Genomic DNA, 22895 nt, shown 5'->3' with positions numbered 1-22895 from the left:
GGCGGCAGAACTCCGGGACCTGGACCAGCTCTTGGCGGGCTGTGGCCGTAGAGCTTGTTCTGGGACCCGCGGGTGTGGCCAAAATCCACCGCCTGGTCCCGGACGAGCTCGGCACACGACGACAACAAGGTCGGTCGTGCCAGAGCCACCCAAGCCCTCCCCACCAGGCGCTTGGTCACTGGGGCGAACGGGCTCCGCAACACGGCCGCTAGCATTCCCTTGCGCTGAGTGGTACCTTGCAAACAGCACGTGTGTACGCCTTCACATCGGCGCCAGTGCTTGTTTCCTTCATTTCGCTGTTACGCCCGTCTATTCATGACCGGCAGTCCAGCTCTCAGCACCAGATCTTCCTCCTGGCCCTCGGCCCTTTGCCCGCCGCACGATGCGTAACTCTGCAGCATCCCCCGGGCCCTCCTTCATCATGTCCGCGAAAGGACCCGCGTGACCAGCACTCTTGAAACCCCCTCTGTCCAGCAACAACTACCGGTTCAGGCCGTCGGCGTCCTCGACATCGCCAGCAACGGGCAGGGCTTCCTCCGCACCCAAGGCATTCTGCCGAGCACGGGCGACGTGCAGGTGTCATCAGCCCAGATCCGCCAGCACGGCCTGCGGAAGGGCGATGTCATCGAAGGTCGCGTCGGCCGGCCGCGCTCCCTCGCCCAGGTGGAGCTGGTCAACGGCCGCCCACCGAAGGAGCTCTGCGGCCGTCCGCACTTCGGCGACCTCACTCCGCTCCACCCCAGGCAACGCCTGCATCTCGAACACGGAGCGGGGAGCTTGACAACACGGCTCGTCGACCTGGTCGCGCCCGTCGGCAAGGGGCAGCGGGGGCTCATTGTCGCGCCGCCCAAGACCGGCAAGACGGTACTTCTGCAGCAACTGGCTGCCGCCGTGTCCGCCAACCATCCTGAATGCCATCTCATGGTGGTGCTGCTCGACGAACGCCCTGAAGAGGTCACCGACATGCGCCGTTCGGTACGAGGTGAAGTACTCGCCTCGACCTTCGACCGCTCCGCCAAGGAACACATCGCCCTTGCTGAACTCGCGGTGGAGCGAGCGAAGCGGCTTGTGGAGCAGGGCCAGGACGTCGTCATTCTGCTGGATTCCCTCACCCGGCTGTGCCGGGCGCACAACAACGCGGCGGCTTCGGGCGGCCGAACCCTCACCGGCGGCGTGGACGCCGCGGCCGTACAGGGTCCCAAGCGTCTCTTTGGAGCCGCCCGCCTCGCCGAGGAAGGAGGCTCGCTGACCATCCTCGCCACGGCGCTGGTCGACACCGGATTCCGCGCTGACGACTACTTCTTCGAAGAGCTGAAGAGCACGGGCAACATGGAGCTCCGACTGGACCGCGCGCTGGCGGACAGACGGATCTTCCCGGCAGTGGCCATCACCCCCTCCGGCACTCGGCGCGAAGAACTCCTACGTTCTCCTGCGGAGTTGGCAGCGCTTCGTGGGCTGCGCCGCGCTCTGCACTCGCGGGACGGGCAGCCGGCCCTGGAGACCCTGCTCGACAGGATCCGGCATACGCCGAACAATGCCACGTTCCTGCGGCAGATCCACCACACAGTTCCCGCGGTCTGAGGGCCGAGCACGACACAAGCGCCGGCGGCACTGTCACTGAGGCTGCGTGCGAGAGCAGCCGTGGCCACACGATCCCCGGCCGCCGGGCCTACGGGTTGCCAATGCCTGGCAGCGAGCGAAGAGGGGGCCGCACCCGCGTCAACCTTGCCGCCGTAAACCTCATGAGCCGTCGACGTCCTCTCCGGCAGTCCGGACCCCAGCATCAGCAAGGTGCTGCCTGCCCTCGGCATCGGCCGCAACCGGCTGCGGCAGGTACCCGTACTGCCCGGTGATCGCGAAGACGTCGACGTGGCCGAGCTCGATGCCGCGCCGGCAGAGCTGGATGGCCGGCCGGCGATTGTCGTGGCGAACGCGGGCATCGTGAACACGGTCGACTTCGACGACCTGCCGGCGATCGCGGCACTGATCGTGCGGTCGGCTCGGCGCCCGCCAGTGGGAGCGGGTAGCGGCTCGCCGAGGATTGGGTAATTCTCTTACGAATTATGCCTGAGTGCTACGATTCGCGAGTGCTGTTGAGCTGTGCGTTCGTGAATCTCAAGCCGGGAGTCGGCAAAACGACGAGCGCGATCTGGCTGGCCCACGCGCTCCATGAGTCGGGCATGTCTCCCCTCTTCGTTGACGGGGATCCGGCTGGCTCCGCCCTGCGCTGGAGCGATCTAGCCGACGGATTCCCGTTCCCGGTGGTCGCCCTGCCAGTCGGTGATGTACACCGCCGGGTTGACGACTTCCTCGGTGACCGGCGGGCGGTCGTCTTCGACGCTCCGCAGCTGGAGGACCATGCACGTATTGCCCGCAGCATCATGCGCCACGCGAACGAGTGGATCATCCCCGTGACGCCGGCGCCCATCGAGCTCGACCGGATGGCGCCTATTCGGACAGAGATGGACGACGTGGAGTCCCTGCGTGTCGAGCCGGCACGCACCGCGGTACTGCTCAACCGCACCAATCGCCATGAGCCCACTCGTACCGGTCCGGATGCCGACGCACGCGAGGTGCTCACCGAGCGCGGCTACGACGTATTGGGGACGCAGATCCCCCGGCTCGATCTGTACGCCCAGTCATTCGGCATGCAAGTCAAGGTCAAAGGGTCGGCCTATATGGACCTCGCGGAGGAACTCATGAAGCGGCACACGGCGTGAGCCGACGCAAGGACAGCTACCGTGCAGCCCTGCACCGGAATCCAGAACCGCGGAGCATGACCAAGGTCGCCGTGCTCCGGAACCGGTACGTTCAGGTGACTATCGAGTTGGCCCCGGAGGTGCACCATGAACTCGCCTATTGGGCTGGCCCTCCCATGGCTCTCCTCGGCGTGGCCGGAGCAACTGTCTCGCGCACCTGGCGCATGCTGACCGCCTGCATGCCCGATTCGGGGAACTCCTCGGCCTGACGAGTTCGTCCCGATGTCGCTGCGAATGCCGGTGCCAATCCGGCTGGGGCCAACCATGCCGCCACTACGGACGTCCCCGAGGACATCGAGTGGGCCGACGCCGTGCTGTTCGGTTCCGCGACCCGCTTCGGCAACATCTCCTCCCAGCTCAAGCAGTCCATCGACACCTCGGCGGGCTCTGGGCGCAGGGCAAGCAGGCCTACAAGGTCTACAGCGGGTTCACCTCCTCTGTGACCCTCCATGCCCGGCCAGGAGACCACGCTGCAGACGCTCTGTACCAGCTCCACCACTTGGGCGGCATCGTGGTCGCCCCCGGCTTCACCGGCCCGGTTGGTTCGCGGACGGCAGCCCCTACGGCACTTCGCACGTGGACGCACAGAGCACGAACCCGGGGGACGACACCACCCGCGCCGCCGCCCTCCCGTCGCCGCGGCGCAACCAACACTTCACCCCGCACCACACTGGCGCGTGGTGTGCATGGCGGACGTCCACCCGTACGTTCCCGGGCATGGCGTCTCTCCTGCGCAACCGCTTGACCAAGCAAGTCCTGCACCCTGCCCTCACGCGATCGATCAGCTCGTGGAGCGCGGTGTGGCCCGTACGGCGAAGCCCTCTGCGAACCGATATCGACGCCCTCCGCCGGGAGGTGGACGGGATGAAGAGGCAGCAGTACGCGGTCGGACTGCTGCTCGACGGCACGGCCCGAAGCGGGCACCGGATCCCGCGAGCCAGGCAGATCGATACTCTCGTACGCGAGATACACAACGTGACCGGGAGCAGCAAACACGCCCGCCGATGTGTGGTCGTCGCCTACCGCACCCCGATCGCCATGGAAGCCCCCGCCGTCGGCAGGGTGCCGGTTCCACGTCCAATATCGCGTTCTTCGCGGCGATGGCGGAGACCGAACGAGTGAACATCCGCGAGTCCATGCTCGAGAGTCTTGACACCCCCTCCCGCAAGGGCAAGCACGGCGGACGGCCCCGGTCATCACCGACGACATGCTGTACACCGTGCTGCGCCGCCGCGCCGGCAGCGAATCCGTCGAGCAGATCCAACCCGACCTGATCATCCCCACCGGCAAGCGCAAGGCGCAACCGCCTCAGAACTTAAAGAACAAGCTCAGTCGCTCTGTCGCGTGGCCCCGTGGCAGCCCTCATAGGCCGTTCAGCCGATGACGGAGCGCGCCTCCCACCGCCCTGCCGGACCCGACCGAATCATGGCCAAGGAAGCTCCGCAGGAGCCTCACGGTGCTCCACCAGCCTTGGAATGACTGATTCGATCCAGAAAGCAGGGCACGCATGCGTCCCGAGCACGGACTCGGTCCACTTACCCATCGCGCGAGATTGCTCACCAGCGCGGCCGCGGCGTCACTGGCCCTGCTGGCTCTGGGCCCCACCACCCCCGCCCTGGCCGCCGCCCTCGCCCACCGAACGCCGCCCGAGGCGAGCAAGGCACCGGCGTCAGGGGACGACAGGTGTGACAGGTACCGCTACGACCTCGTGGCCGGCGTGTTCGGGGACCGAGACGGAAAGCGGTGCAAGGGCGCGACCGGGCCGACGGGCCCCACGGGCGCGACCGGGCCGACGGGCCCCACGGGCGCGACCGGGCCCACGGGCGACACGGGTCTGGCCGGTGAGAGCGGCGCCGCCGGTGCCACGGGTCCCACCGGGCCCACTGGTGAGACGGGCCCGACCGGCCCCACCGGACCCCCGACGACCACCTACGAACGCCAGGGAGAGCCAGTAACAGTGCCCCCTGGGGTCTTCGGCCAGGCCCTCGTGTTTTGTGACACCGGGGACATTGGCACCGGCGGCGGGTTCAACGTCTTTGGTCCATGGCCAGGCAACCTCGAAAGTTCTTCGATCCTCGATGGGTCCGGCGTGGTGGTGGGATGGAGAGTGATCATCAGAAATGAGACCACCGAGGGCATCGGGATCATCGCCCGCGTGGTGTGCGCCGACATCACCCCGTAGCACGGCCACAGCGCACGCACCCGCGGTCTCATGGCGCGGCAGTGACGGGCTGCACGAACCTCCCGGTAACTGCCGCGCCGTCGCAGGCGCCTGCGGCCCACCGCCGCGCCGCCGATCCCTCCACGCAGGGCGGTCCCCGTCGGGACCACCCCCTGCGGCTTGCGGACAGTCCGGCGCCATAGCAGGCAGCAACTCCGACATCAAGGTGAGGGCTATCATGTTCGGACAGCAGAGCTGTCTGGAGTTCGCGCGCCATGGTGCGTTCGGTGGTGTACCGGTGGACACTGGCGACGGCGGCGCGGGCAGCCAGGCCCTGGGCTGTCAGTATGTCCTCGTCACTGAAGGGTGCCGATGCACCCGCCCGCCCCAGGAGCATGGCGCCGATCGAGCGGCCTGCGGTGGGGAGGGGGACGAGGAGAAGCGAGTGGATGCCAGCCGAACGGTAGACACCTACCCGCTCGGGGATGGGCGCCACCTTGCGCATTAGGTCGTCCGAGGCGTGATTGGCCAACCATGGCCGGCCGCTGTCCATGCAGCGACGCGCCACGTGGCCGCGTGCGATGTCCAGGTGGTCTCCCGGCAGTCCCAACAACAGCAGGTACCTCCTCAGTTCCCGAGCCGCCGAGACGGCCATGATGCGCAGTCGCAGCATCCCGGGGACCGACAGGGGTGCGTTGGCCGGTTCCTTGAGGTGGCTCAGGCGGCGCTGAGCTCGGGCGCTCGACGAGCTGACCGCGTTCGAAGCGGGCTCCGGCGCGGACGAGGGCGACGAGGTGAGGTGCGTTCACGGCCCGCCACCGCTGCTGGGCGGACTCGACGAGCTTGAGACCATGGCCAGGGCAGCGGTGCGGGAGCCGGCCCCGCGAGTGACCTTGGTCCGCAGCCGGACCGTGGAGAACGTGGACTCGATCGGATTCGTGGTCCGCAGATGGATCCAGTGCTCGGCGGGGAAGTCGAAGAACGCCAGCAGCTCGGCTTCGTCGTCGGTGATCTTCTTGACGGCCTTGGGGAACTTCGCGCCGTAGAGCTGGGCGAACGTCTTGATCGCCCGCGCCGCGTGGTCGCGGTCCTCAGCGTTGTAGATGTCCTGGATGGCCTTCTTCGCGCCGGGCTGGGCGGACTTCGGAAGGGAGTCGAGGATGTTGGCTGTTTTGTGAACCCAGCACCTCTGATGCCGGGAGGCGGGGAAGGCCTCGGCCAGGGCCTTCCAGTAGCCCAGGGCCCCGTCGCCGACCGCCAGGACCGGGGCACGCATGCCTCGGCGGGCGCAGTCGCGCAGCAGGTCTGCCCAGGACTCGCCCGATTCGCGGTAGCCGTCCTTGAGCGCGACCAGTTCCTTGCTGCCGTCCGCGCGCACGCCGACGAGTACGAGCACGCACGCCTTGGCCTCTTCCAGGCGGACGTTGAGGTGGATGCCGTCTGCCCAGACGTACACGTAGTCGACCTCCGCGTGGTCGCGGTCCATGAACGCGGCATGGTCGGCCTGCCACTGCTGGGTCAGCCGCGTCACGGTGGCGGGTGACAGTCCGGCTGCGGAGCCGAGGAACTGCTCCAGCGCCGGCAGGAAGTCCCCGGACGACAGGCCGTGCAGGTAGAGCAGGGGCAGCACCTCGCTGACCTTCGGGGACTTGCGGCACCAGGGCGGCAGGATCGCCGAGGAGAACCGCTTGCGCTCGCCCGTGGCTTCGTTGACGCGCTTGTCGTTCACGCGCGGCGCCTTCACCTCCACCACCCCGGCCGCGGTGGTGACCTTACGCGGCTGGTGGTAGCCATTTACGGACGACCAGGCGCCGGCCCTTCTCGTCCCGTTCGTCGGCCAACTCGGCTATATAGGCGTTTACTTCGACTTCCAGCGCGGCGGCCAGCATCCGGCGGGCACCCTCCCGGACGATCTCGTCGATCAGGGAGCCGTTCGGCGTGGTGCCGTCGTCGTTGACTACGCTGAGCACGGGCGTGCTTTTCTGACCGGTACCGCGAACACCGGCCTACTCGATGACCATCAGTCGATCACTCGGGAAGGTACGCCCTTCGCGCGTTCCCCGAGCTCGATCCACAGGTCTTGAGCATGGCTCGTCACGCTCCTGCCCAGCCAGCACTGACACCCTCGGCGGAGCCAGGGATCTGCCCCTGTCCGAGGCTGCTCAGGTGCTGGATGCCACAATGCGGGGCCATCGACACGACTGCCAACCCCGTCCGCCGCGCACGCGTCAGTGAACACAGGCTGACGGGGCCGCCCCCGTCGGCCGGGTGTGTGGGCCTTTCCGGCCAGGTGAAGGACGTAACGTGGAGTAACGGCTGTTACTCCTGGGGGTAGATATCCCCAGCGGCCATGGCGCTCTCCTGCTCGCTCTGCGCGAGCAGTTTGCGCGCCCTGTCCAGGAGGCGCTGACGCTCCTCCGGGTCGGTCGCCCGTTCCGCCTCCTTTTTAAGGGCATCGGCCTCGTGTCGCAGTTGACGGACGTGGCTCCCGGATTCGCCTGTACCGCTCATGACCACTCCTCGGACGTTCGGGATGAGCCCTGGCCCCCTCAGGGAATCAGCGCCCTTGGGTTTTTGCATCCCGAACGGTCTTGGGCAGGAATCCTTGGCATCTTTCATGCCGGGTTGATGTTCAGGCGGGGCCGACGCGGCCCCGCCACGATCCGGATTCCTCGCCGCGCCGTTCGATGAACTCCTTGAAACGCCGCATGCTGCACGCCGGGGCCTTGTCCAGACCCTGTGCCAAGGATCCAGGGCGGGCAGATCTTCAACTCGCCCTTTGACCTTGGTCGGCTGGGGTGGGAAGCGAGGAAGGCACAACGTCGGCTGGTGCGGGAGCGAGCGGTAGGAGTCGTGACGCGCAGCCACAAGGAGCCGGCAGGCGGGCACATCCAGGTACAACCGGCCGGTCCGCGGCTGCCCGAGGTCGAACTTCTCCGGCAGGCTGTGCCGGCACAACAGCTTCGCCTTTGGGCTGGGGTGGACGAAGATCCGGCCCCAAATCACGTACGCGTTGAACACCCGCGGTCAGTCCCGCCGTACAACTGAGAAAGGGGAGAGACCGGCGCGCAGCAAGGGATGACAGTGACCGAAGGGCAAGCCACCACGCAGGAGTTGATCGCCGGACGCTACTGGCCGCAGGAGGTCGTACACCGTGAGGAAGGCCGCACCGGCTGGCACGGTCAGGACGTCCGGTTCGGACGGCCGGTTTCCTTGATGGAGGCGCGGCCAGTTCAGGCCACCGGTGCACGCCGCACCGCCGCTCGGATTCTGCGCGAGTCCGAGGCCATGGAGCTGACCTGCCCCGGCCGGGCGGCCACTGTCTTCGACGTCCTGGAGGAGGACGGCGCCGTGTGGACGGTCATGGATCGGATTGAGGGCGCTCCCCTCAGCGACCTCCTGTGGCGAGGCCCGGTCAACTACGTCCGCGCTGCCCGCATAGGCCTGGAGATCCTCGACGTTGTCGCGGCGGCCCATCGTGAAGGCATCACGCACGGCGATCTCAGCCCCGGGCAAGTATTTGTGCGCAAGGACGGCGGAACGCTGGTCGCCGGCTTCGGGCTGCTGGGGAACGCGTCGGCCCCACGCGTTACCGCGCCGTCGTACGCCTCTCCCGAGCAAGCCCGCGGCGAGGGCACGGAACCCGCGTCAGATCTGTGGGCACTTGGGGCAATCTTGTACATGATGGTAGAGGGGCGTCCGCCTGTCCGGGACCGTGGACCGGTCGAGGCGACGCTGCGAGCGGTTGACCTGCGGCCCATCCGGTCCCCGCGGAGCGCGGGGTTGCTCGGCCCTGCCATCCAGGGGCTGCTCCGCAGGGACCCGCAGGAGCGCCTGCCCGCGCCGGTGGTCCGCGCGGCGTTCACCCGCATCCTGCGCGAGGATCCCGAGGAACCAAAGCAGGCGGCGCCGCTCCCCTGCCTGCGCGACGCGTACGCTGCCGTCCGGCGGACCGGGCGGGTATGGAGCAGGCGAACCGTCGATCGGCCCGCGCTCCTCGAGGTCCTGGCGCTGGCTGTGGTCGGGGCCTCGCTCACCGCCCTCGCCCTGACCGGAGGATCGGACGACGGCCCCTCCGCGTCGGGCCCCACGCCGTCCCGCCCGGCCCCCAGCGGAACCGCCGACCCTAACTCTTTCTACGGCTACGAGGCTCCGGAGGGCTTCTCCATCGACCTGCCCACCGGGTGGAAGCCGCTCGACCGCAGCGGTTCAGCCGATGCGTCCTACCGCGTCACGTTCGGCGCGTCCGGCGACCCTCGCACGCTGGCGATCACCTACAGCGACCAGCTCGGACCGGACCCCGTCGCAGTCTGGCGGGCACTGGAGCCGTCCTTGAAGCGGGTGTTCGTCGACTACGAGCGGCTGGGCGACATCCGCGCCGCCGACTACCGTGGCCTCGACGCGGCGGACATGGAGTGGTTCTCCGAGGACACCGGTGTCCGCGAGCGCACGCTCGGCCGCGGTTTCCTCATCGGCTCCGGCCGTGGCTTCTCCTTACGCTGGACGACCCCGGCCGACAACTGGAACGACGCCGCTAACCGGCGCGCGCTGGACGTCTTCCTGCGCTCCTTCCGGAGCTCCGCCGACTGACCGTGCTCCGAGGGCCCCGGAGCCGCAACTGCCGTCCCGTCGCATGAGCCATCCCGCCCGCAGCCAGTTGTCCCGCTCGAGCGCGGGCTGCAACGTCGCTTCGAACGTGGCTACCAGGTCCACGGTCGTCTACGGGGCTCCGCTCCTGAAAACGGACTTCGTCCGTACGAGCGTGTCGAAGTCGGTATTCGGTCTTCTCGGGCCCCTGCCGAGCTGATCGGCGACCGAGGTGGGCCCGGCCGGCGTCCAGACGTTTGCCGGCGCGCTCCTTGGCGAGCAACTTTGGACACGTCCAACGCTCTCACGTCGGCTGGTCACCGAAGAGGTACCCGACACCACCATGATCGAGGTCCGGCGCGCGGTGCTCGCCGGACACAAGCTGCGCATCCACTACGCGGCTGTGGACCAGACCCCGAAGTGGCGCACGGTGGACCCGATCGGCCTGGTCACCGTACGCGACCAGGGCTACTTGGTGGCCACGAGATCGGGCGCGGACCGCACCTACCGGCTGTCCCGGGTCTTGGCCGCCGAGGAACTCCCCGAAACGGCACAGCGACCAAACCGGGTCGATCTGGACCGGATCTGGCGTGAACGCTCCGCGCAGTTTCTCTCCGGCGGCGACCACATCACCGTGCTGGTACGGGTGAACCCGGTGCGGCGGGAGGACCTGCTGGACACCGCGCTGGCCGTCCGCGCAGAAGAACCCGACGCAGACGGCTGGCTGCGGCTGGAGGTGACCTTCCAAGATTCACGACACGCCGAATGGGCGCTGTGGCAGCTCAGCACTGCCGCGGAAGCCCTGGCCCCGCAGTCGTTGCGCACCTCCCTACGCAACCGCGCCGCCGCGATTGCCACCCGCTACGGAGACTCATCCTGAGAGTGAGATGCCATCTCGTTTGGCCAACTGATCATTTCGGAATGAGTTGGGTGCAGGGGCTTGGCGGTTGAGGTTGCCGACGGCAGAGTTCTGCGGGTGTCGGATGATCTTGTGCCTGATGAGCTGTGGGACGTGCCGCTCCGCTGCTGCCGCCCCGTCTACCGAGGCGCCGGCGATATCCGGGGCGGTTGCCGGTGGACGCCCGGGCTGCCCTGCGGGGGTAGGCGAGCCGCGACCCATCCTCCGCAGCCGGCATGGGACAAGATCGTGAGACGAAGCGCCCCTGTCCCCTGATAAGACAGTGCAAGAACGGGGAGATGGGCATCCAGGGGCGCGGCCCCGCGGCTCCGGCGCGGGCTCGATGGTCAATCGCGCGTTCGTCCAGGCACCCAACAACGGAAGTCCGTATTGCGGCATTTTGGCATGTTCATGCAGGGTGAATGCATGAAACCGACTCCTGACATGCATCAACAACGTCCACACTTCGAACTCCACTGCGGCGGGCTGCACTTGATCATTCAGCGAGTGCCCGCTTGGTTTGTCACGCTGGTGACCACAGCAACCGGTGCCTGGGTCGCATGGTGGACCAGCCGCTGAATGCACATCGGTCAGAACGGGGGCGACGCGGACCCGAAGCCCTCGTGGTTCCTGAGTTCAAGGAAGGCCGCTCGTCGACACAATGGCTCGGTACACCCGCCCGCCGACCCAACGCCAGGGACGAGTGCCCACGGACAAGCGGCCGCTCAAGCAGGCCGCGTAGATCACGCTGCCGCGTCAGCTCATACTGCCCAGCCTGCTCGCGGCTCGCGCTTCCCAGGTGTCTGTGTCGGAGACATGGACGGAGACCGGCTGATCGAACCATCCAGCGGCCTCCGGAAGATCACGGATCAGTGCGGGAGCCTTGGGCTCGAACCTCAACACGGCCAGTGTCTTCCAGCCGTGAGGGATCACGTCCCACCCGAATCCGAACTGCTGGGTGACGGCGACGACAGTCGCGGTCACCCAGACGACATCGCTTTCGTCGGAGCCTCGGAAGCAGCAGCCGAAGCTTCTACCTACCGGCACGTCGGCGTAGTTGTAAGAGAGGAAGAGGGCTTCCTCGTTCGCGGAGCGCCGGGGAAGCCCTTGACCAATGGAGGCGAGAGCGCCGTTGCCAGCACGGCTCTCGATGAGCAGAACGCGGTCAGCGAGTGGGGTGTCCTCTTCAGTCCTCATGTCGTCATTCTCATGGCTCTGACATCCAGGCTCGGCCTACTCCCAGGCTGCTGTGGTCCTTTCAGCGAGGCCCAGACCGCCACAAGAAAGGGTTGCACAGACCCGGCACTGGAAGAGGTAGGCAGTTGGCTGGCCATCCTTCTTCAGGGAGTCGAGGTAGTGCTCGACTTGGGTCGGAGGCCAGCCCCAACCTCTGATCTCCTGACGCATGGCCTCCACTGCGTCCGGCTGGTCGGCAAGTTCGGTGGCCCCGGCCAGACCGTCATACTGCTCGGCAACGCTACCGTCCGCGATGCACCACGGCACAGCCGCCCATCAAGCTCATAGGCCGCGTAAACCGGGCCCTTGTAGATGTACCCGCGTACCAGCCCACAGTTGACGCAGGCTGTATCGGAAGGAGCGATCGAGCCCGTGCTTACAGGGTCGGGAAGGGGGCGCGCCGCTATCGCTGTTCGCTCGTGAACGGCCCGGCAGGCTGGGGGAGTCCACCGGTCCAAGGCGTGCTCGGGCGGATGACCTGTTCCAGATGTCGTACGGTGCGCTCGGCCTCGCTGCGCACCTGTGAGGGAATGTCGCCGAGTTCCGTGACGAGCTGGTCGTAAATCGGCGCTTCCTGCCATACCGTCAATCAGTCCTCTCGAAATGAGTGCCGCTCCCGCTGGTCCGGAAGCGGCTGCCGAGTGTAGGCCGGATCGGCGGAACGTGGGGTCTGTGGCCGAAGCGTGGACGACGCCGGAGCTGCGTGGGTCTGCCGCTGTGGCCGACCGATGCGCCGGTCACGGAGCCTTGCGGAGCGCGGCTCGCCTGAGCTGACACAGCTGGCTATCTCCGGCCGTTCCCACCCACGAAGCCAGCGGGGAAGCGCACGAGCACCACGGTCGTCGAACGCCGGTCGTACGCTCCGCGGATTGTCGTAGGCCGCTGCCACAGGGGCGGCGCCTACGAAGAAGGGGCCGCCATGGGCCAGTTGAAGGAGCTATCCGGAGACGACTTGACCGCACTGTGCGGCGACGAAGGCAAGCTCACCGCCGAATCGGCGGATGGCGCGCCGATCGCGTCGTCGCGCACACCGGCACGGGCGGGCATACGACTTCGGGCCCGGCGCGAAGCGCCGGGCCCGAAGTCGTATTGAGTAGCGGGGGCGGGATTTGAACCCACGACCTCTGGGTTATGAGCCCAGCGAGCTACCGAGCTGCTCCACCCCGCGTCGGTGAACAGAACTCTACGGTACGGGCAGCCTCTGCCGAACCAGATTTCGCGCGGCATCACCTCTCACCCGCCGACTTGCGGTGCTCTCCTGCGCGGCAGACACCGCAAGCCTTTTGAAGCTACTGCGAGTTGTGGGCCTTGATGCTCACCGCCGGGCCGTTGGAATTGCGTGCGACGGCAGCGGCCGCATCCCCAGTCACCTGTACCACGGCAGTGCCGTGAGCCGGTATCACCGTCAGGCCGCCGACCGCGGTTACCTCGACGGCCTGTTGGGTGACGCCCTTGGGCGGCTGGTCCCACAGGACATGGACGATCCGCGAAGACCGGGTGGTCATCCTTGTTGGTAAGCCTGACCCCCGAGAATCGCTTGAACCTGGTGATCTCACGGCCCTTGCCGTCCAATGCCTGAGTCGTCACCTCGTTCATCCCGGCATCTTGGCGACGGCCGTACTCTGCACCGTCACACGGACATCCGACACGTCATGCTCTCCAGGGCCGGAGAACCGCAGGATGTCGATGCTCGTCCCGTACGGCGCCACCAGATTGCCCCGGTCGCTTCCGTACACCGTGCTCACCTTGACCTGTGGCAGCACCTGACGGTTCTTGTCGAGCGCGCTGAAGGACAGGACCGGGACCGCCGACCCTCGATAGACGTTCTCGATCTCCAGCTGCTGATTCATTGTCTCGTCCGCACCTGAATCCCCCACGTAGCGGAAGGACAACGCCTTCGTAAGCGCCGCGTTCCCCGGTGCGGCTCCAGAGAAGGGCGCCGCCCCGCACCCGGACGACAATGCCCCGTCCATTACCGCCGCCGCACCCGAGGAAGCCAGTCTGCGCCGTCCCTCCTCACGTCCTGCACCCTTCCCCAATGGCCAGCTGCCGGCAGGGACGCTGTCTGATCCCCTTCGCGCCCATCCGGCACCCCGACCTCGGCATCTGCCCGTTACCCAGCAGCGCGGAACGATTGATCAGGCCGCGAGCGCTGCGGGCTCGCCCAGGCGCCGGGCGGCGGTTCGCCAGGCAGCGGTGACGGCCTGGTGGGCGGCCGCGCTAGCCGTCGAAATCTCGGCGGGCAGGTGAATCGGGGCGCCGACGTGCACGTGCAGGCGGGGACGGCGGGCGGGGGCCGTGAGGAGCCCTGCGACCTGCTTGGTACGACTGCCCGAGGCGACTCGGCGGGCTCCGGCCTGGCCGATCGGAATGATGGGCGCGCCGGAGGCGAAGGCGAGGCGTGCGGGGCCGCTGCGGAAGGAGTCGGGAGTGGCTTCGGCGGCGTCTCTGCGGCGCGGCAGGCGCCCTTCGCCGTAGATGAGCACGTGGCGGCCGGCGTCGAGCGCTGCCGCGGCCTTGTCCAGGGCGTCGGCCGCATGGGTGGTGCGGCGGTAGACGGGGACGTGCCCGTCGCGGTCCAGGAGGTACCGCAGGACGGGGACGCGCCACAGGCCAGCGGTGGCGAGGATGACGGGTTCGATGTCCATCCGGCGCAGAGCGGCCAGCACGATGCCGGGGTCAGCCAGGGATGTGTGGTTGGCAACGAGGATGCCGGGGGCCGGGACGGTGGCCAGTTCGGCAGACGTCGTCAGACGGCCGAGGGAGGGGACGATGGCGGCGGCGACGCGGCTGAGCACGGAACTCCTGCGTTTCGGACGGCGAGGTGATCTTCATCATCGCGCAGGGGCCGACAGGGAGCCTGAGCCCGCGTACTCATCTCTTCTGGTGGTGCCGCGATCAGAGGCTCGGTCCGAGGTCAGCTTGTCCAGCTCTTGAGCGTTGCCGCGATCTGACGGACGTCTACTCTGCCTGCGAGCGTCTGCTTCACCAGGTCGCGGGCCGCGTCGGTGGAGACCTTGGGGGGTCTGGCCGTACAGCTGCATGAAGCCGAAATGTGGCGTGCTCCTGTTCCGTCGATTCCCGGCGCGGAGATCACCCGGTCGGTTTGTCGTCCACCCGCTCGCCCTCAGCCTGCGACGGTTCAGTCCTGGGCACGTCCGGGTGCACCTCCATGGCACTGCGCTCGCTCGGTTCGTCGCGCTCGCCCTCCGCCTGCGACGGCGTGTGTGAATACAACCAGGTGTCGTAATCTGAATCCGAGGCGCGGGATTTCATGACGGGCCTCCTTCACTCGCTCACCCCCAATCCTCCACCTTCTCCGGTGATTGCGGCGAGACGAAAGCGAGAGCCGGCCGCCTGGCAGGGTGGGGTGCCGGATATCGACAAAGAGCCGGACCCGGGGACTGGGTCCGGCTCTCGGTGTCTGGCACTTCCACAGGTCAGCGGATTGATCACGCCGCGCCTGCGGGGATGATCCCGACGAACGCTCCACTCGTGACGCACTCGCGCGCTGCTCCTCGCGGCCGCGGGATGGCCCCGCGCAGGTCATCTACTGGATCAAGTCCACGGGTGGCTCCCCGCGCTCGGGGTGCCGGACGGCATCAGGGTTCGGGGTGTGAGCCCCTCAGGCGACGACCCGCTCGTCGGGGGACTCGAAGCCGCGCGACTTCCTCGTACGGGGCTTCTCCTCGATGCCCTCGCGCTCGCAGTAGCGGCGCAGCCGTACTCGGCCGCCTCCGCAGTGGGTGGTGGAGCGGGACGGAGTGCGGCGCCGTGGCGGCGTGCACGGGCATGGCGAAGGCCCTGGAGCGGGTTGATGAAATCGCCTCGCTCGGTCTGGGCCGGGTGAGGATCGACAAGGTGCCGCCGAACCGGCTGGCGACGCTTGCCCGTACGGGGTCATGGCAGTCTGCGGCCGCCGTTGGGTTGATCGCGTAAACGGTCCGTTTGGTCGCGCGGAGGCAGGCAACCAGGAGCCTTGGTGAGTCTCGATCGCCACCGGCATGGGCTGCTCAACAACACAATCAACGGGGCGACGGCAGGTCCGGCAGCGCAAGACTCATCACAGCGGCCGCTCTTTGCTTCGGACTTCGACTTCGAGAGTTAGTCGCAGACGGCAGCGCCCAATGTCCGGGAATCGGGCATCCCAGCTGGTCACGTCCCCTGCCAGGGTTGAACAAGCCAAACAAACAAGCTCAGTACAGATGTCGCAGTTGGAGCCAGAGCAGGAGGCGTTCGTCCGCATTCGTGAGGTCCACGCCGAACAGGTCGCCGATCCGGCGAATGCGGTACCGGAAGGTGTTCGCGTGCACGTGCAGGGTCTCCGCGGCGGCGGCGATGTCGCCGAAGCCTTCGAGGTACGCGAGCAGGGTCTTGGCGTACTGCGTCTGCTTCTCGGTGTCGTGGCGGAGGATGGCGGCGACCGATGTGAACTGGAACAGTGGGTCGTGGACGACGGTGTCTTCGAGTTCCAGCAGGATCGCCTGACTCCGCACTTCCTCGATGCATGCGAGTCGGCTGCTGTGGCGCCCGGCTGCGAGGACGGTCAGCACCCGGTCGGCCTCCTGACGCGAACGGGGCACGTCTGCGAACGGGGCCACCGCCGAGCCGATGCCCACGCGCAGTCGGATGCGCAAGGACTCCTCGGCGCGGGTCAGGACCGTCTTGGCCAGTGTGGTGGCGCCCGACGCCTCGGGTGACTCGTCCGGCAGTGGAAGCAGGGCGTAGACAATCCCTCCCTCGAAGACGCAGGAGGAAGCGCGTGCCGTCGTCTCGGCGCAGGCAGCCACCAGGTCGGCGACCTGAAGCCCGACGATGTCGACATCGACAGAGGTCCCGGGCAAGGAAGGCAGTTCGAAGGCGAGCACGGTCATGGAGCCGCGCTCGATGCCGAGCCTGGCTGTCGGGGAGACAGGCTCACCGGCCAGCAGGGAGCGCAACAGTTCGCTGCGGGCGCGGCGTTCAAGGTCCGTGGCACGGCGGACCCTGAGCAGATGGAGCGCGGCACTCGCGGCGGCCTCGGCAAGGGCTCGTTCCGCCTCGGGACCGAACGTCTCACCGGAGGATCCCACCGCCCAGATTGAGCCGAGCAGGTCTGCTCCGGCTCGCACCGCCACCGCGATGCGGGGCAAGGGCGCGCAGCCGAACCGGACGACGCCCTGGGCGCGGTACAGATGTCTGTATGCCTGCAGATAGCGATCGGGCACCTGCCGCCCGAGGATGACTTCGCGGCGCACGTCGTCGATCGGCTGGCCGGGCAGGTTGGAGTAGGCGAGGATCCGCTGCTGCGGATCCTCGATCGTGATCGCACCGCCCACCATTGCCGCCACAGCGTTGGCCAGAGCGAAGAGGTCGCCGACCGCGTCCGCCGAGGAAAAGCCCGGCGCACCGTTCCTCACATCGCCCGTCGCCGCGGCCAACAGCGCGTCGACATGCCGCCAGGGGAACTCATCGCTCACGTCGACCACAGCGATTCCTGCCGCGGTGGCGGCCTCAATCAGCGGTCCAGTACGCGAACCGCGTGTCTTCAGAGCGATCGCCGCGATGCCTGCCTCGCCGAGGGCAGGCAGTGCATCGAGCAACGCGGTGTCCTCGGGGCAGATTCCGACAGCCATCAGAAGGGCGCCCTTGTACTCGGGCCCGGCCTTCTCAGCGAGATCGAGGACGGTGTGCGTGGTCACCTGGACATCGGGATCAGACGGTGCGGTGAGGAGGCTGACCTCGGAGCGCCCGAACAGAGCGAGCAGCTGCTTCAGGGATGGGTACGCGTGCCGGCCCGTCAAGTGCCACCCCTTCGACGCTTTGATCCGGTTCGGCGCGGCGGCCCCCGGGAGGCCCGCCCCTCCGCCCATGCGGTCTTGCGGATGCACTGGGCAGCCGGAACTCGCGGGCGAGTCTACGGCCGCCGCGCAGCGGCTGGGCCGGTCTGCACGCTTCCGCGTGCAGACCGGCCCAGCCTCAGCTCCTAGCTTCCGCAGTGCGCCTTGGCCTCGTCAGAGGTCATCGACCGGGTGCGCTGGGTCACGCTGCCGGCGTCCCCCTTGGGCTCGGTTGCCGTGAAGGGCAGGTACCAGTAGTAGTGGTCGTAGTACCGGTCTTCGAAGTGGAGCTCGTACCGGCCCGAGACCTCCAGCAGGGTCGGCTGGCGGTTGATCCAACCGACCCTGCCCGCAGGCACGTTGATGGCGGTGGTCTGCGACTCCGTGTGCGCCTGTGCCCAGCTGTGCGAATACGATACCTGGAGAGAAGCCTTGAAGACCTCGGCGAAACCGCCGTCGATGCCCATGGAGACACCGACGCTGTTGGTCTCGGTGTCGGTATCCGACCAGCTGACATTCATCGTCTGCGGACCGTCCGTGCAGTTGAAGACACTCGTTCCGACCTGGTGACTCTCGCCCGCAACCTCCTTCGGCGGGCCATCAGGGTGGAAGCCGCACCAGTCGCTGCCGTCCTCGCACTCCTCCAGCAGCTCACGCGGGGACGGGACGTCGTCGGCCTGCGCGGAGGGCGCGAGCAGGATGCCGCACATGGGGACGAGAGCCGCCGCGAGGATCGCGGTGCGGATTGATGTACGCATGAAGCCTGTTCTCCTCTTGGGTCGATCAGGGCCGATCCGGGCGCTGAGGTGTGGTTCGGACCGGATCACCGGAAGGCGATGGAGCTGGTGCGGTCGTTCATGTACGAGCCGATGTCGGGCGTATTGTCCCTGAACGCGCCATCGCGGTCACCGCCGCGATTCACGTCGGAGTAGAGCTCGATCCAGCAGTTCGCCCATGGCTGCACCGAGGTGATCGTGTCGTTCCAGTCCGCCGGCATGTTGTTCCACCAGTCCTCGGCATCGTTGTTCCTGCACGGCGAGAGGGCGGTGAAGGTCAGGCTTTCGCCGCCGCCGTAATCCTTGTCCCTGAAGACCGTGCCTACGATGACGTCGCCGCTCGCGCCGCCGGAGTCCGCCAGTCGTAACGTTTCCGCACGGAGCTCCTGGAGCCCCGAGCCCCGGGAAGCCGCCTTCAGGTTGTCCGGCGCGTCGGTGATCCGGCCGCCCGATGCCGCAGAGAACGCGGCCGTGAACCCCTCGTAGCAGGTCTGGCGGCCCGTATCGAGTGCCAGTACGCAGTGTTCGAGGGCTGGTTGATCCGCCGAGGCAGGCGGCGCGGCGGCCAAGCCGCCCAGCGCCGCGGCCGCAGCGGCGGCCAGGGCACGCCGCGGGTGTCTTCTGATCATGAGCAGACTCTCCTCTGTGGGGGGTGCGCTTGCTGTTGCATCACGCGCTTCCTGAGCAGCCCACCGTGGTGGCGGGCGACCGGGAGAAGCCTGCAACGATCAGGAGGCTCCGGTCTTTGTCGTCCGCCCTCAGACAGCCGCGCCAAATTCGTCGCCGATCCCTAAAACAAACGGCAGCGCAGTCCACCGGTCCAACTGACCTCAACCAATTCGCGGGCGGGAACCTGACTGGCCGCCCCCAGGGAGAATGTGAAGTCCGCCAGCAGGGATATTTACTGTCCGCCTACAGACACTGCATGGCCATTGGCGGAAATCCCTGCCTGCCGCGCTTTCACCGGATTTATGCGACCGTGCCGATAGAAGCAAAGACGATCATCGGTCAGCGGCCGACCGGTTCGGCCGCCGTTGTTCCGCTTTAACGGACACCATCGGTGTGGTGGTCAGGTCGCGAGGGCGGTCCCGTAGTCGGCGGGACTGCGGTAGCCGCGGCTGCTGTGCAGCCTGCGTAGTCGAGTCGAACGTCGCGATGGCCGCCCGGCCACCGCGCTGCCAACTCTTCGCGGCCGGGACGCGCACCGGCAATACCCGCCCGGCAGACCCGCCGGAGCCGCGCCCTCGCGAACGAGAACATCGCCGCGCTCACCGGCCGACAGCGGCAGATCGAAGCCGTCGAATGGGCTCAGCTCGTCCGTGAGGAAGGCCGCGTCATGCGCCCCACCAACACCGACTATCCGGCCTCCCGACTTGCCCTCCACTCCGCCAAGGACCTACCCGCGCCGCAGCAAGTCCGTGAGCTCGCACCAACGCCCTCCAGCAGGCCGGGGAGATCCCGGCAGACCGTCGCCTGGACACACAAGCTCTCCTCACCGCCGTCCAGTGCCTCGGCATCGCGCCAGCAGAACTCGACGTCCGCGAGCGCATCCTCAACGGCAAAAGCCTAAGTAGGGTCGGGGACTGGCGCGGTGGCTGCTGCTCCGTTTCCAGTCCCCGACCGTACTCAGGTCGGGCAGGCTGACGTCTCCTCGCGTCGCGGACGAGTACCGGACGCACGGGTAGTGGATGCCTGACTGCGGAAATGGTTGCGCGGCAAACGCGTCGGAGTCCGCATCGCCCGCAAGGCATCGGCCTCCCGCGAACGGCTCGGCCCCGCAGATGGGTCTTTGGCACCGCAGTCCAGGCTGGCCCCGCCTCCGGCTACCGCCAAGGCAAGTCGCTCGTTGTCATTGGGCTCCGTTGGCGGCCAGGCAGAGCACGATGCCGGTGTTGGTGTCCCTTTCCAGAGCGGCTCTGTACTCGGTTTCGTAGGCGGTGTCGCCGATGTGCTGCCGGATGCGTAACTCCGTGGCGACACGGGCGGCGACGAGTTCGGGCATGCCCAGCTGGGGCCGGCCGAGGGTCCGCCAGACCTGCTCGCCGAGGCCGAGCAGGTGGGCCGCGTGTTTCCCTCGGCCGACGGCCGCGATCGCCCGGGCCTTCAGGTCGAGGGCCACGGCGCATCCAAAGCTGTCGTTCAGCTGCGCTGCGCCCTCGACGGCTGAGCGGGCCAGGGCAGCCGCTTCGTCCGGCCTCCCCGATCTGAGGGTAGCCACCGCCCGTGCGTAGTCGGCCCAGCCGCTCATCCACTGGTCGCCGCGCTCCGCGCAGTGTGCACGCAGCTTCTGTCCGATCGTCAGGGCGTGTCCGGTCTCCCCGCAGTGGGCGTGGGCCAGCGCGCGGGCCAGCTGGACCAGGAGCCAGGCCGCTTCGTAGGGCCCCTCGCGTCGCGGTGAGCCGGATGCTGTAGCGAACACCTCGGCGGCCCGGGAAGGCGCCCCGCGTAGCCTCAGGCTGCTGCCCTGGAGGTAGGCCGCAGCACCAAGCGTCTCCTGGCTGCGGCAGTCATGGGCGGCCCTGCGGAGCAAGGCCCCGAGCCGGGTACTGGCCCTGCTGTCGCCCTGCTGGAGGGCCGTGATGCCGCATGCCCACAGCGCCTTGGCAAGCCGCGGATCCGTAGAACGCCGCGGATCCGTCTCCTGCCAGAGGTCGAGCGCGCGTTCCAGATAGTGGCGGCCTTCGCGCGCGTACCCGCAGGCGAACCAGAAGAACCACAACGCTCCGCCCATCTCCAGCGCCCGATCACCGTCGCCCTCGGCCAGGCAGAAGTCCAGTGCAGCACGGAGGTTCGCGTGCTCGGCGACCAAGCGCGCGCACCAGTAGACCTGGTTGGGCCCCATCCACTCGGCCTCAGCCAGGTGTACCAGGTTGAGGTAGCAGTCCAGGTGCTGACGTCGGGTCGAGCGTGACTCGCCGAGGTCCTTCAGCCACTGCGCGCCATGCTCGCGCGCCGTGTCGTGCATCCCGTAGCGCAATGGGTTCGGTCCGTCCGGTTGCCATACGACCGACTTGGCAACCAGGCCGTCAAGGAGAATTGGGATCTTCTCGGGCGAGAGCGGGCCGCCGGAGCACACGGCCTGCGCGGCGCTCAGGTCGAAGCCGCCTGCAAAGACGGAGAGGCGGGCACAGAGCAATCGTTCCAGCGGTGCGTCCGGCTCGTGGCTCCAGCCTGTGGTGGTATGCGAGGCCCGATGATGCGAGGACTTGTGGTGGGAGGCCCCGTCCGGGCCCAAGAACGCAATGTCCTGCGCGGTGTGGGGCCGGGGCGGGGGCAGGTGACCGTCCACCCCGTTGAGGCGGTGGCTGCGACGGGCGTCAACGACCGGCGAGCCGACGGGCGCGTACCGTCTGTGACGGGTGATCTCCTTGAGGCCCTCCGATGTCATCGCGGTGATGGCGAGCTCGTCGTCGATGATTCGGCACCACACCCGGGAGCCGGCGAGTCCGGGCGGGGTCTGGTAGCGGGCGGCGGCAAAGTCGACCGTCTGGTCGTCGTCCACAACCCGCTCGTCCCCGAGCACGAGGTAGTACGGGGTGGCCGGGACGGGATGCAGATGATCGCTTTCGGTGGCCAGTTGCTGCAATGGAGCGGTCTGTGTGGATGGGTGCGGGCGGGCGTTGACTTGCTCGCACCAGGCATCGCATGCCGCGGCGAGCCCGGCGAACGAGCAGTACTCGTCGAGCAGGCCGGCGGTGGTGGGCACCAGGTCGGCTTCCGCGATCTTCGCAGTCGTCTCGACGCCGCCCATGGTCTGCGGGCCGAACGGCTCGCAGGTCGCGACAGTGCATCCGTAGTGTGTGCCCGCGGCCACGAGCTGCGCGTGCTCGACCGCGATCTCTGCGGCTTGGTTGATCGCTTCGGTCCCCAGGGTTTTGGTCAGGACGTACGACGGGACTCCACCGATCCGCCGAACAGTTGCGTCCAGGCAGGTCACCATGGTGCCCGACGTCCGGTCCCATGCTGGGAGAAGCACCCGGAACTTCGACCAAGACAGCCAGGCGCAGAACAGCTGGGTGCGGCGACCGGCGACCATTGGCCCCTCGCCCCAGTCGACCTGCAGCCACATGCCCGGCTCGGGCACCCAGGGTTGGTCGCGGCGCGCGTGGCCGTCCATCCATGCCGCCTTCACCTCGGCGACCGCCCTGCGGGTGGTGCGTTCGGTGCCGGCGAAACCCATGGCCACCAGCCGCTGGTGGACCACATTGGCCCGGATGCTCCCCTTGGAGTGATCGACCAACTCCTCGATCTTTGGTCGGAACTGGTCGATCATCTGTGCGCGGCGAGCCGGGCCTGGTGCCACCCCGGCTTCGCGACGGGCGACGTACTTTCGCACGGTCTTCGGGTCGCACCCTGCCAGCTTGGCGGCCGAGAATGCACAGCGGGTCAGATCGTATGCCGCGAGAATCACCGCGACATCCGCGGCAGACTTGGTCAACATCCCTCCCAGCCGGTGACAGTTGATCGCGTCAGTGCGAACTCTCCCTTGCGGGAAGCTTGAATTGAAGAGGCTGCTGCGTGTAGATCACGTTCGCGCATAGGGAGACTTTTTTGCTCGTCGCAGCGGGCCGCCCTGTGCCTGCAGGCAGCGCCGGAAGGGCGTGCGCCGTGGTGGGGACGCTGAGGGAGGCGACAGTTGGTGTGGAGACAGCGGCCGCG

The 22895-nt window shown here is 67.8% G+C and carries 22 protein-coding genes, 1 tRNA gene and 5 pseudogenes; 13 read left to right on the top strand and 15 right to left on the bottom strand.

The annotated features are described in order from the left end of the window. The first annotated feature begins 441 nt into the window (after positions 1 to 441). The 7 genes and pseudogenes from rho to ACFYXH_RS38875 all read left to right on the top strand — a co-directional run bounded on the left by rho (position 442) and on the right by ACFYXH_RS38875 (position 4941). Positions 442 to 1581, top strand: a complete 1140-nt coding sequence (gene rho / locus ACFYXH_RS38905) for a transcription termination factor Rho (protein ID WP_389573589.1) — start codon at positions 442 to 444, stop codon at positions 1579 to 1581. Positions 1582 to 1749: 168 nt separating this feature from the next. Then, positions 1750 to 1986, top strand: a pseudogene (locus ACFYXH_RS38900) (aspartate aminotransferase family protein); the annotation flags it as partial. Between the two features lie 101 nt (positions 1987 to 2087). Then, entirely contained in the window at positions 2088 to 2720 is a 633-nt protein-coding gene (locus ACFYXH_RS38895; protein WP_389573586.1) for an AAA family ATPase, read from the top strand. Between the two features lie 332 nt (positions 2721 to 3052). Further along, entirely contained in the window at positions 3053 to 3202 is a 150-nt protein-coding gene (locus ACFYXH_RS38890) for a hypothetical protein (protein WP_385311141.1), read from the top strand. Between the two features lie 421 nt (positions 3203 to 3623). Then, positions 3624 to 3881, top strand: coding sequence for a hypothetical protein (locus tag ACFYXH_RS38885; RefSeq protein ID WP_389573583.1), 258 nt, complete (start codon positions 3624 to 3626; stop codon positions 3879 to 3881). A gap of 85 nt (positions 3882 to 3966) precedes the next feature. Further along, entirely contained in the window at positions 3967 to 4143 is a 177-nt protein-coding gene (locus ACFYXH_RS38880) for a hypothetical protein (protein ID WP_389573581.1), read from the top strand. A 168-nt stretch (positions 4144 to 4311) separates the two neighbouring features. Further along, positions 4312 to 4941, top strand: a complete 630-nt coding sequence (locus ACFYXH_RS38875; RefSeq protein WP_389573578.1) for a hypothetical protein — start codon at positions 4312 to 4314, stop codon at positions 4939 to 4941. Between the two features lie 28 nt (positions 4942 to 4969). On the opposite strand, the gene ACFYXH_RS38870 is transcribed toward ACFYXH_RS38875, so the two are convergent. From ACFYXH_RS38870 to ACFYXH_RS38860, 3 genes and pseudogenes are all read right to left on the bottom strand, one after another. Next, positions 4970 to 5575 (bottom strand): GAF domain-containing protein, encoded by a 606-nt coding sequence (locus ACFYXH_RS38870; RefSeq protein WP_389573576.1) that lies wholly within the window; start codon positions 5573 to 5575, stop codon positions 4970 to 4972. A 64-nt stretch (positions 5576 to 5639) separates the two neighbouring features. Then, positions 5640 to 6890 (bottom strand): annotated as a pseudogene (locus ACFYXH_RS38865) (IS256 family transposase); the annotation flags it as partial. A 349-nt stretch (positions 6891 to 7239) separates the two neighbouring features. Further along, a complete protein-coding gene (locus ACFYXH_RS38860) occupies positions 7240 to 7431 on the bottom strand; it encodes a DUF6381 family protein (protein WP_389573573.1) in 192 nt (63 codons plus the stop codon). Between the two features lie 567 nt (positions 7432 to 7998). On the opposite strand from ACFYXH_RS38860, the gene ACFYXH_RS38855 reads away from it, so the two are divergent. The 3 genes and pseudogenes from ACFYXH_RS38855 to ACFYXH_RS38845 all read left to right on the top strand — a co-directional run. After that, entirely contained in the window at positions 7999 to 9510 is a 1512-nt protein-coding gene (locus ACFYXH_RS38855) for a serine/threonine-protein kinase (protein ID WP_389573570.1), read from the top strand. 298 nt (positions 9511 to 9808) lie between these two features. Next, positions 9809 to 10387, top strand: a pseudogene (locus tag ACFYXH_RS38850) (helix-turn-helix transcriptional regulator); the annotation flags it as partial. 96 nt (positions 10388 to 10483) lie between these two features. Beyond that, positions 10484 to 10608, top strand: a pseudogene (locus tag ACFYXH_RS38845) (IS5/IS1182 family transposase); the annotation flags it as partial. Positions 10609 to 11161: 553 nt separating this feature from the next. On the opposite strand, the gene ACFYXH_RS38840 reads toward ACFYXH_RS38845, so the two are convergent. From ACFYXH_RS38840 to ACFYXH_RS38830, 3 genes are read right to left on the bottom strand one after another with little or no spacing between them, the layout of a single operon-like run. Further along, positions 11162 to 11602 carry a hypothetical protein gene (locus ACFYXH_RS38840; RefSeq protein ID WP_389573567.1) on the bottom strand — a complete coding sequence of 147 codons (441 nt, stop codon included), beginning with the start codon at positions 11600 to 11602 and terminating at the stop codon, positions 11162 to 11164. 36 nt (positions 11603 to 11638) lie between these two features. Further along, positions 11639 to 11812 (bottom strand): CbrC family protein, encoded by a 174-nt coding sequence (locus ACFYXH_RS38835; RefSeq protein ID WP_389573564.1) that lies wholly within the window; start codon positions 11810 to 11812, stop codon positions 11639 to 11641. After that, positions 11746 to 12222: a CbrC family protein gene (locus ACFYXH_RS38830; RefSeq protein WP_389573561.1), complete on the bottom strand. Its 477-nt coding sequence runs from the start codon at positions 12220 to 12222 to the stop codon at positions 11746 to 11748. Before ACFYXH_RS38830 ends, ACFYXH_RS38835 begins: the two co-directional genes overlap by 67 nt. A gap of 338 nt (positions 12223 to 12560) precedes the next feature. Here ACFYXH_RS38830 and ACFYXH_RS38825 point away from each other — a divergent pair, with 338 nt between their 5' ends. Further along, complete coding sequence (locus ACFYXH_RS38825; protein ID WP_389573559.1) at positions 12561 to 12734, top strand: hypothetical protein; 174 nt, start codon at positions 12561 to 12563, stop codon at positions 12732 to 12734. A 1-nt stretch (position 12735) separates the two neighbouring features. On the opposite strand, the gene ACFYXH_RS38820 is transcribed toward ACFYXH_RS38825, so the two are convergent. The 5 genes from ACFYXH_RS38820 to ACFYXH_RS38800 all read right to left on the bottom strand — a co-directional run bounded on the left by ACFYXH_RS38820 (position 12736) and on the right by ACFYXH_RS38800 (position 14917). Continuing rightward, positions 12736 to 12809, bottom strand: a tRNA-Met gene (locus ACFYXH_RS38820). Between the two features lie 121 nt (positions 12810 to 12930). Next, positions 12931 to 13146 carry a hypothetical protein gene (locus tag ACFYXH_RS38815; RefSeq protein ID WP_389573556.1) on the bottom strand — a complete coding sequence of 72 codons (216 nt, stop codon included), beginning with the start codon at positions 13144 to 13146 and terminating at the stop codon, positions 12931 to 12933. Between the two features lie 87 nt (positions 13147 to 13233). After that, positions 13234 to 13491: a hypothetical protein gene (locus ACFYXH_RS38810; RefSeq protein WP_389573553.1), complete on the bottom strand. Its 258-nt coding sequence runs from the start codon at positions 13489 to 13491 to the stop codon at positions 13234 to 13236. A gap of 288 nt (positions 13492 to 13779) precedes the next feature. Next, positions 13780 to 14439 (bottom strand): lysophospholipid acyltransferase family protein, encoded by a 660-nt coding sequence (locus ACFYXH_RS38805; RefSeq protein ID WP_389573551.1) that lies wholly within the window; start codon positions 14437 to 14439, stop codon positions 13780 to 13782. A 295-nt stretch (positions 14440 to 14734) separates the two neighbouring features. Continuing rightward, the gene (locus tag ACFYXH_RS38800) at positions 14735 to 14917 is read right to left on the bottom strand and encodes a hypothetical protein (RefSeq protein WP_385311086.1); all 183 of its coding nucleotides are present in this window, start codon (positions 14915 to 14917) and stop codon (positions 14735 to 14737) included. Positions 14918 to 15415: 498 nt separating this feature from the next. On the opposite strand from ACFYXH_RS38800, the gene ACFYXH_RS38795 reads away from it, so the two are divergent. After that, entirely contained in the window at positions 15416 to 15580 is a 165-nt protein-coding gene (locus ACFYXH_RS38795; RefSeq protein ID WP_389573547.1) for a hypothetical protein, read from the top strand. Positions 15581 to 15837: 257 nt separating this feature from the next. On the opposite strand, the gene ACFYXH_RS38790 is transcribed toward ACFYXH_RS38795, so the two are convergent. From ACFYXH_RS38790 to ACFYXH_RS38780, 3 genes are all read right to left on the bottom strand, one after another. Beyond that, on the bottom strand, positions 15838 to 17424 hold the full coding sequence (locus tag ACFYXH_RS38790) for a PucR family transcriptional regulator (protein WP_389573545.1): 1587 nt from the start codon (positions 17422 to 17424) through the stop codon (positions 15838 to 15840). A 182-nt stretch (positions 17425 to 17606) separates the two neighbouring features. Next, positions 17607 to 18218: a hypothetical protein gene (locus ACFYXH_RS38785; protein ID WP_389573542.1), complete on the bottom strand. Its 612-nt coding sequence runs from the start codon at positions 18216 to 18218 to the stop codon at positions 17607 to 17609. 65 nt (positions 18219 to 18283) lie between these two features. Then, positions 18284 to 18805, bottom strand: a complete 522-nt coding sequence (locus ACFYXH_RS38780; protein ID WP_389573539.1) for a hypothetical protein — start codon at positions 18803 to 18805, stop codon at positions 18284 to 18286. Positions 18806 to 19932: 1127 nt separating this feature from the next. On the opposite strand from ACFYXH_RS38780, the pseudogene ACFYXH_RS38775 reads away from it, so the two are divergent. Then, positions 19933 to 20069 (top strand): annotated as a pseudogene (locus ACFYXH_RS38775) (IS5/IS1182 family transposase); the annotation flags it as partial. Positions 20070 to 20085: 16 nt separating this feature from the next. Here ACFYXH_RS38775 and ACFYXH_RS38770 read toward each other — a convergent pair. Continuing rightward, positions 20086 to 22677 (bottom strand): hypothetical protein, encoded by a 2592-nt coding sequence (locus tag ACFYXH_RS38770; RefSeq protein WP_389573537.1) that lies wholly within the window; start codon positions 22675 to 22677, stop codon positions 20086 to 20088. Positions 22678 to 22895: the final 218 nt, after the last annotated feature.

This window comes from Streptomyces sp. NPDC002730, assembly GCF_042888805.1.
Taxonomy (GTDB): Bacteria; Actinomycetota; Actinomycetes; order Streptomycetales; family Streptomycetaceae; genus Streptomyces.
Note: the sequence above shows the minus strand (reverse complement) of the source record. Positions and strands in the feature narration are given on the sequence as shown.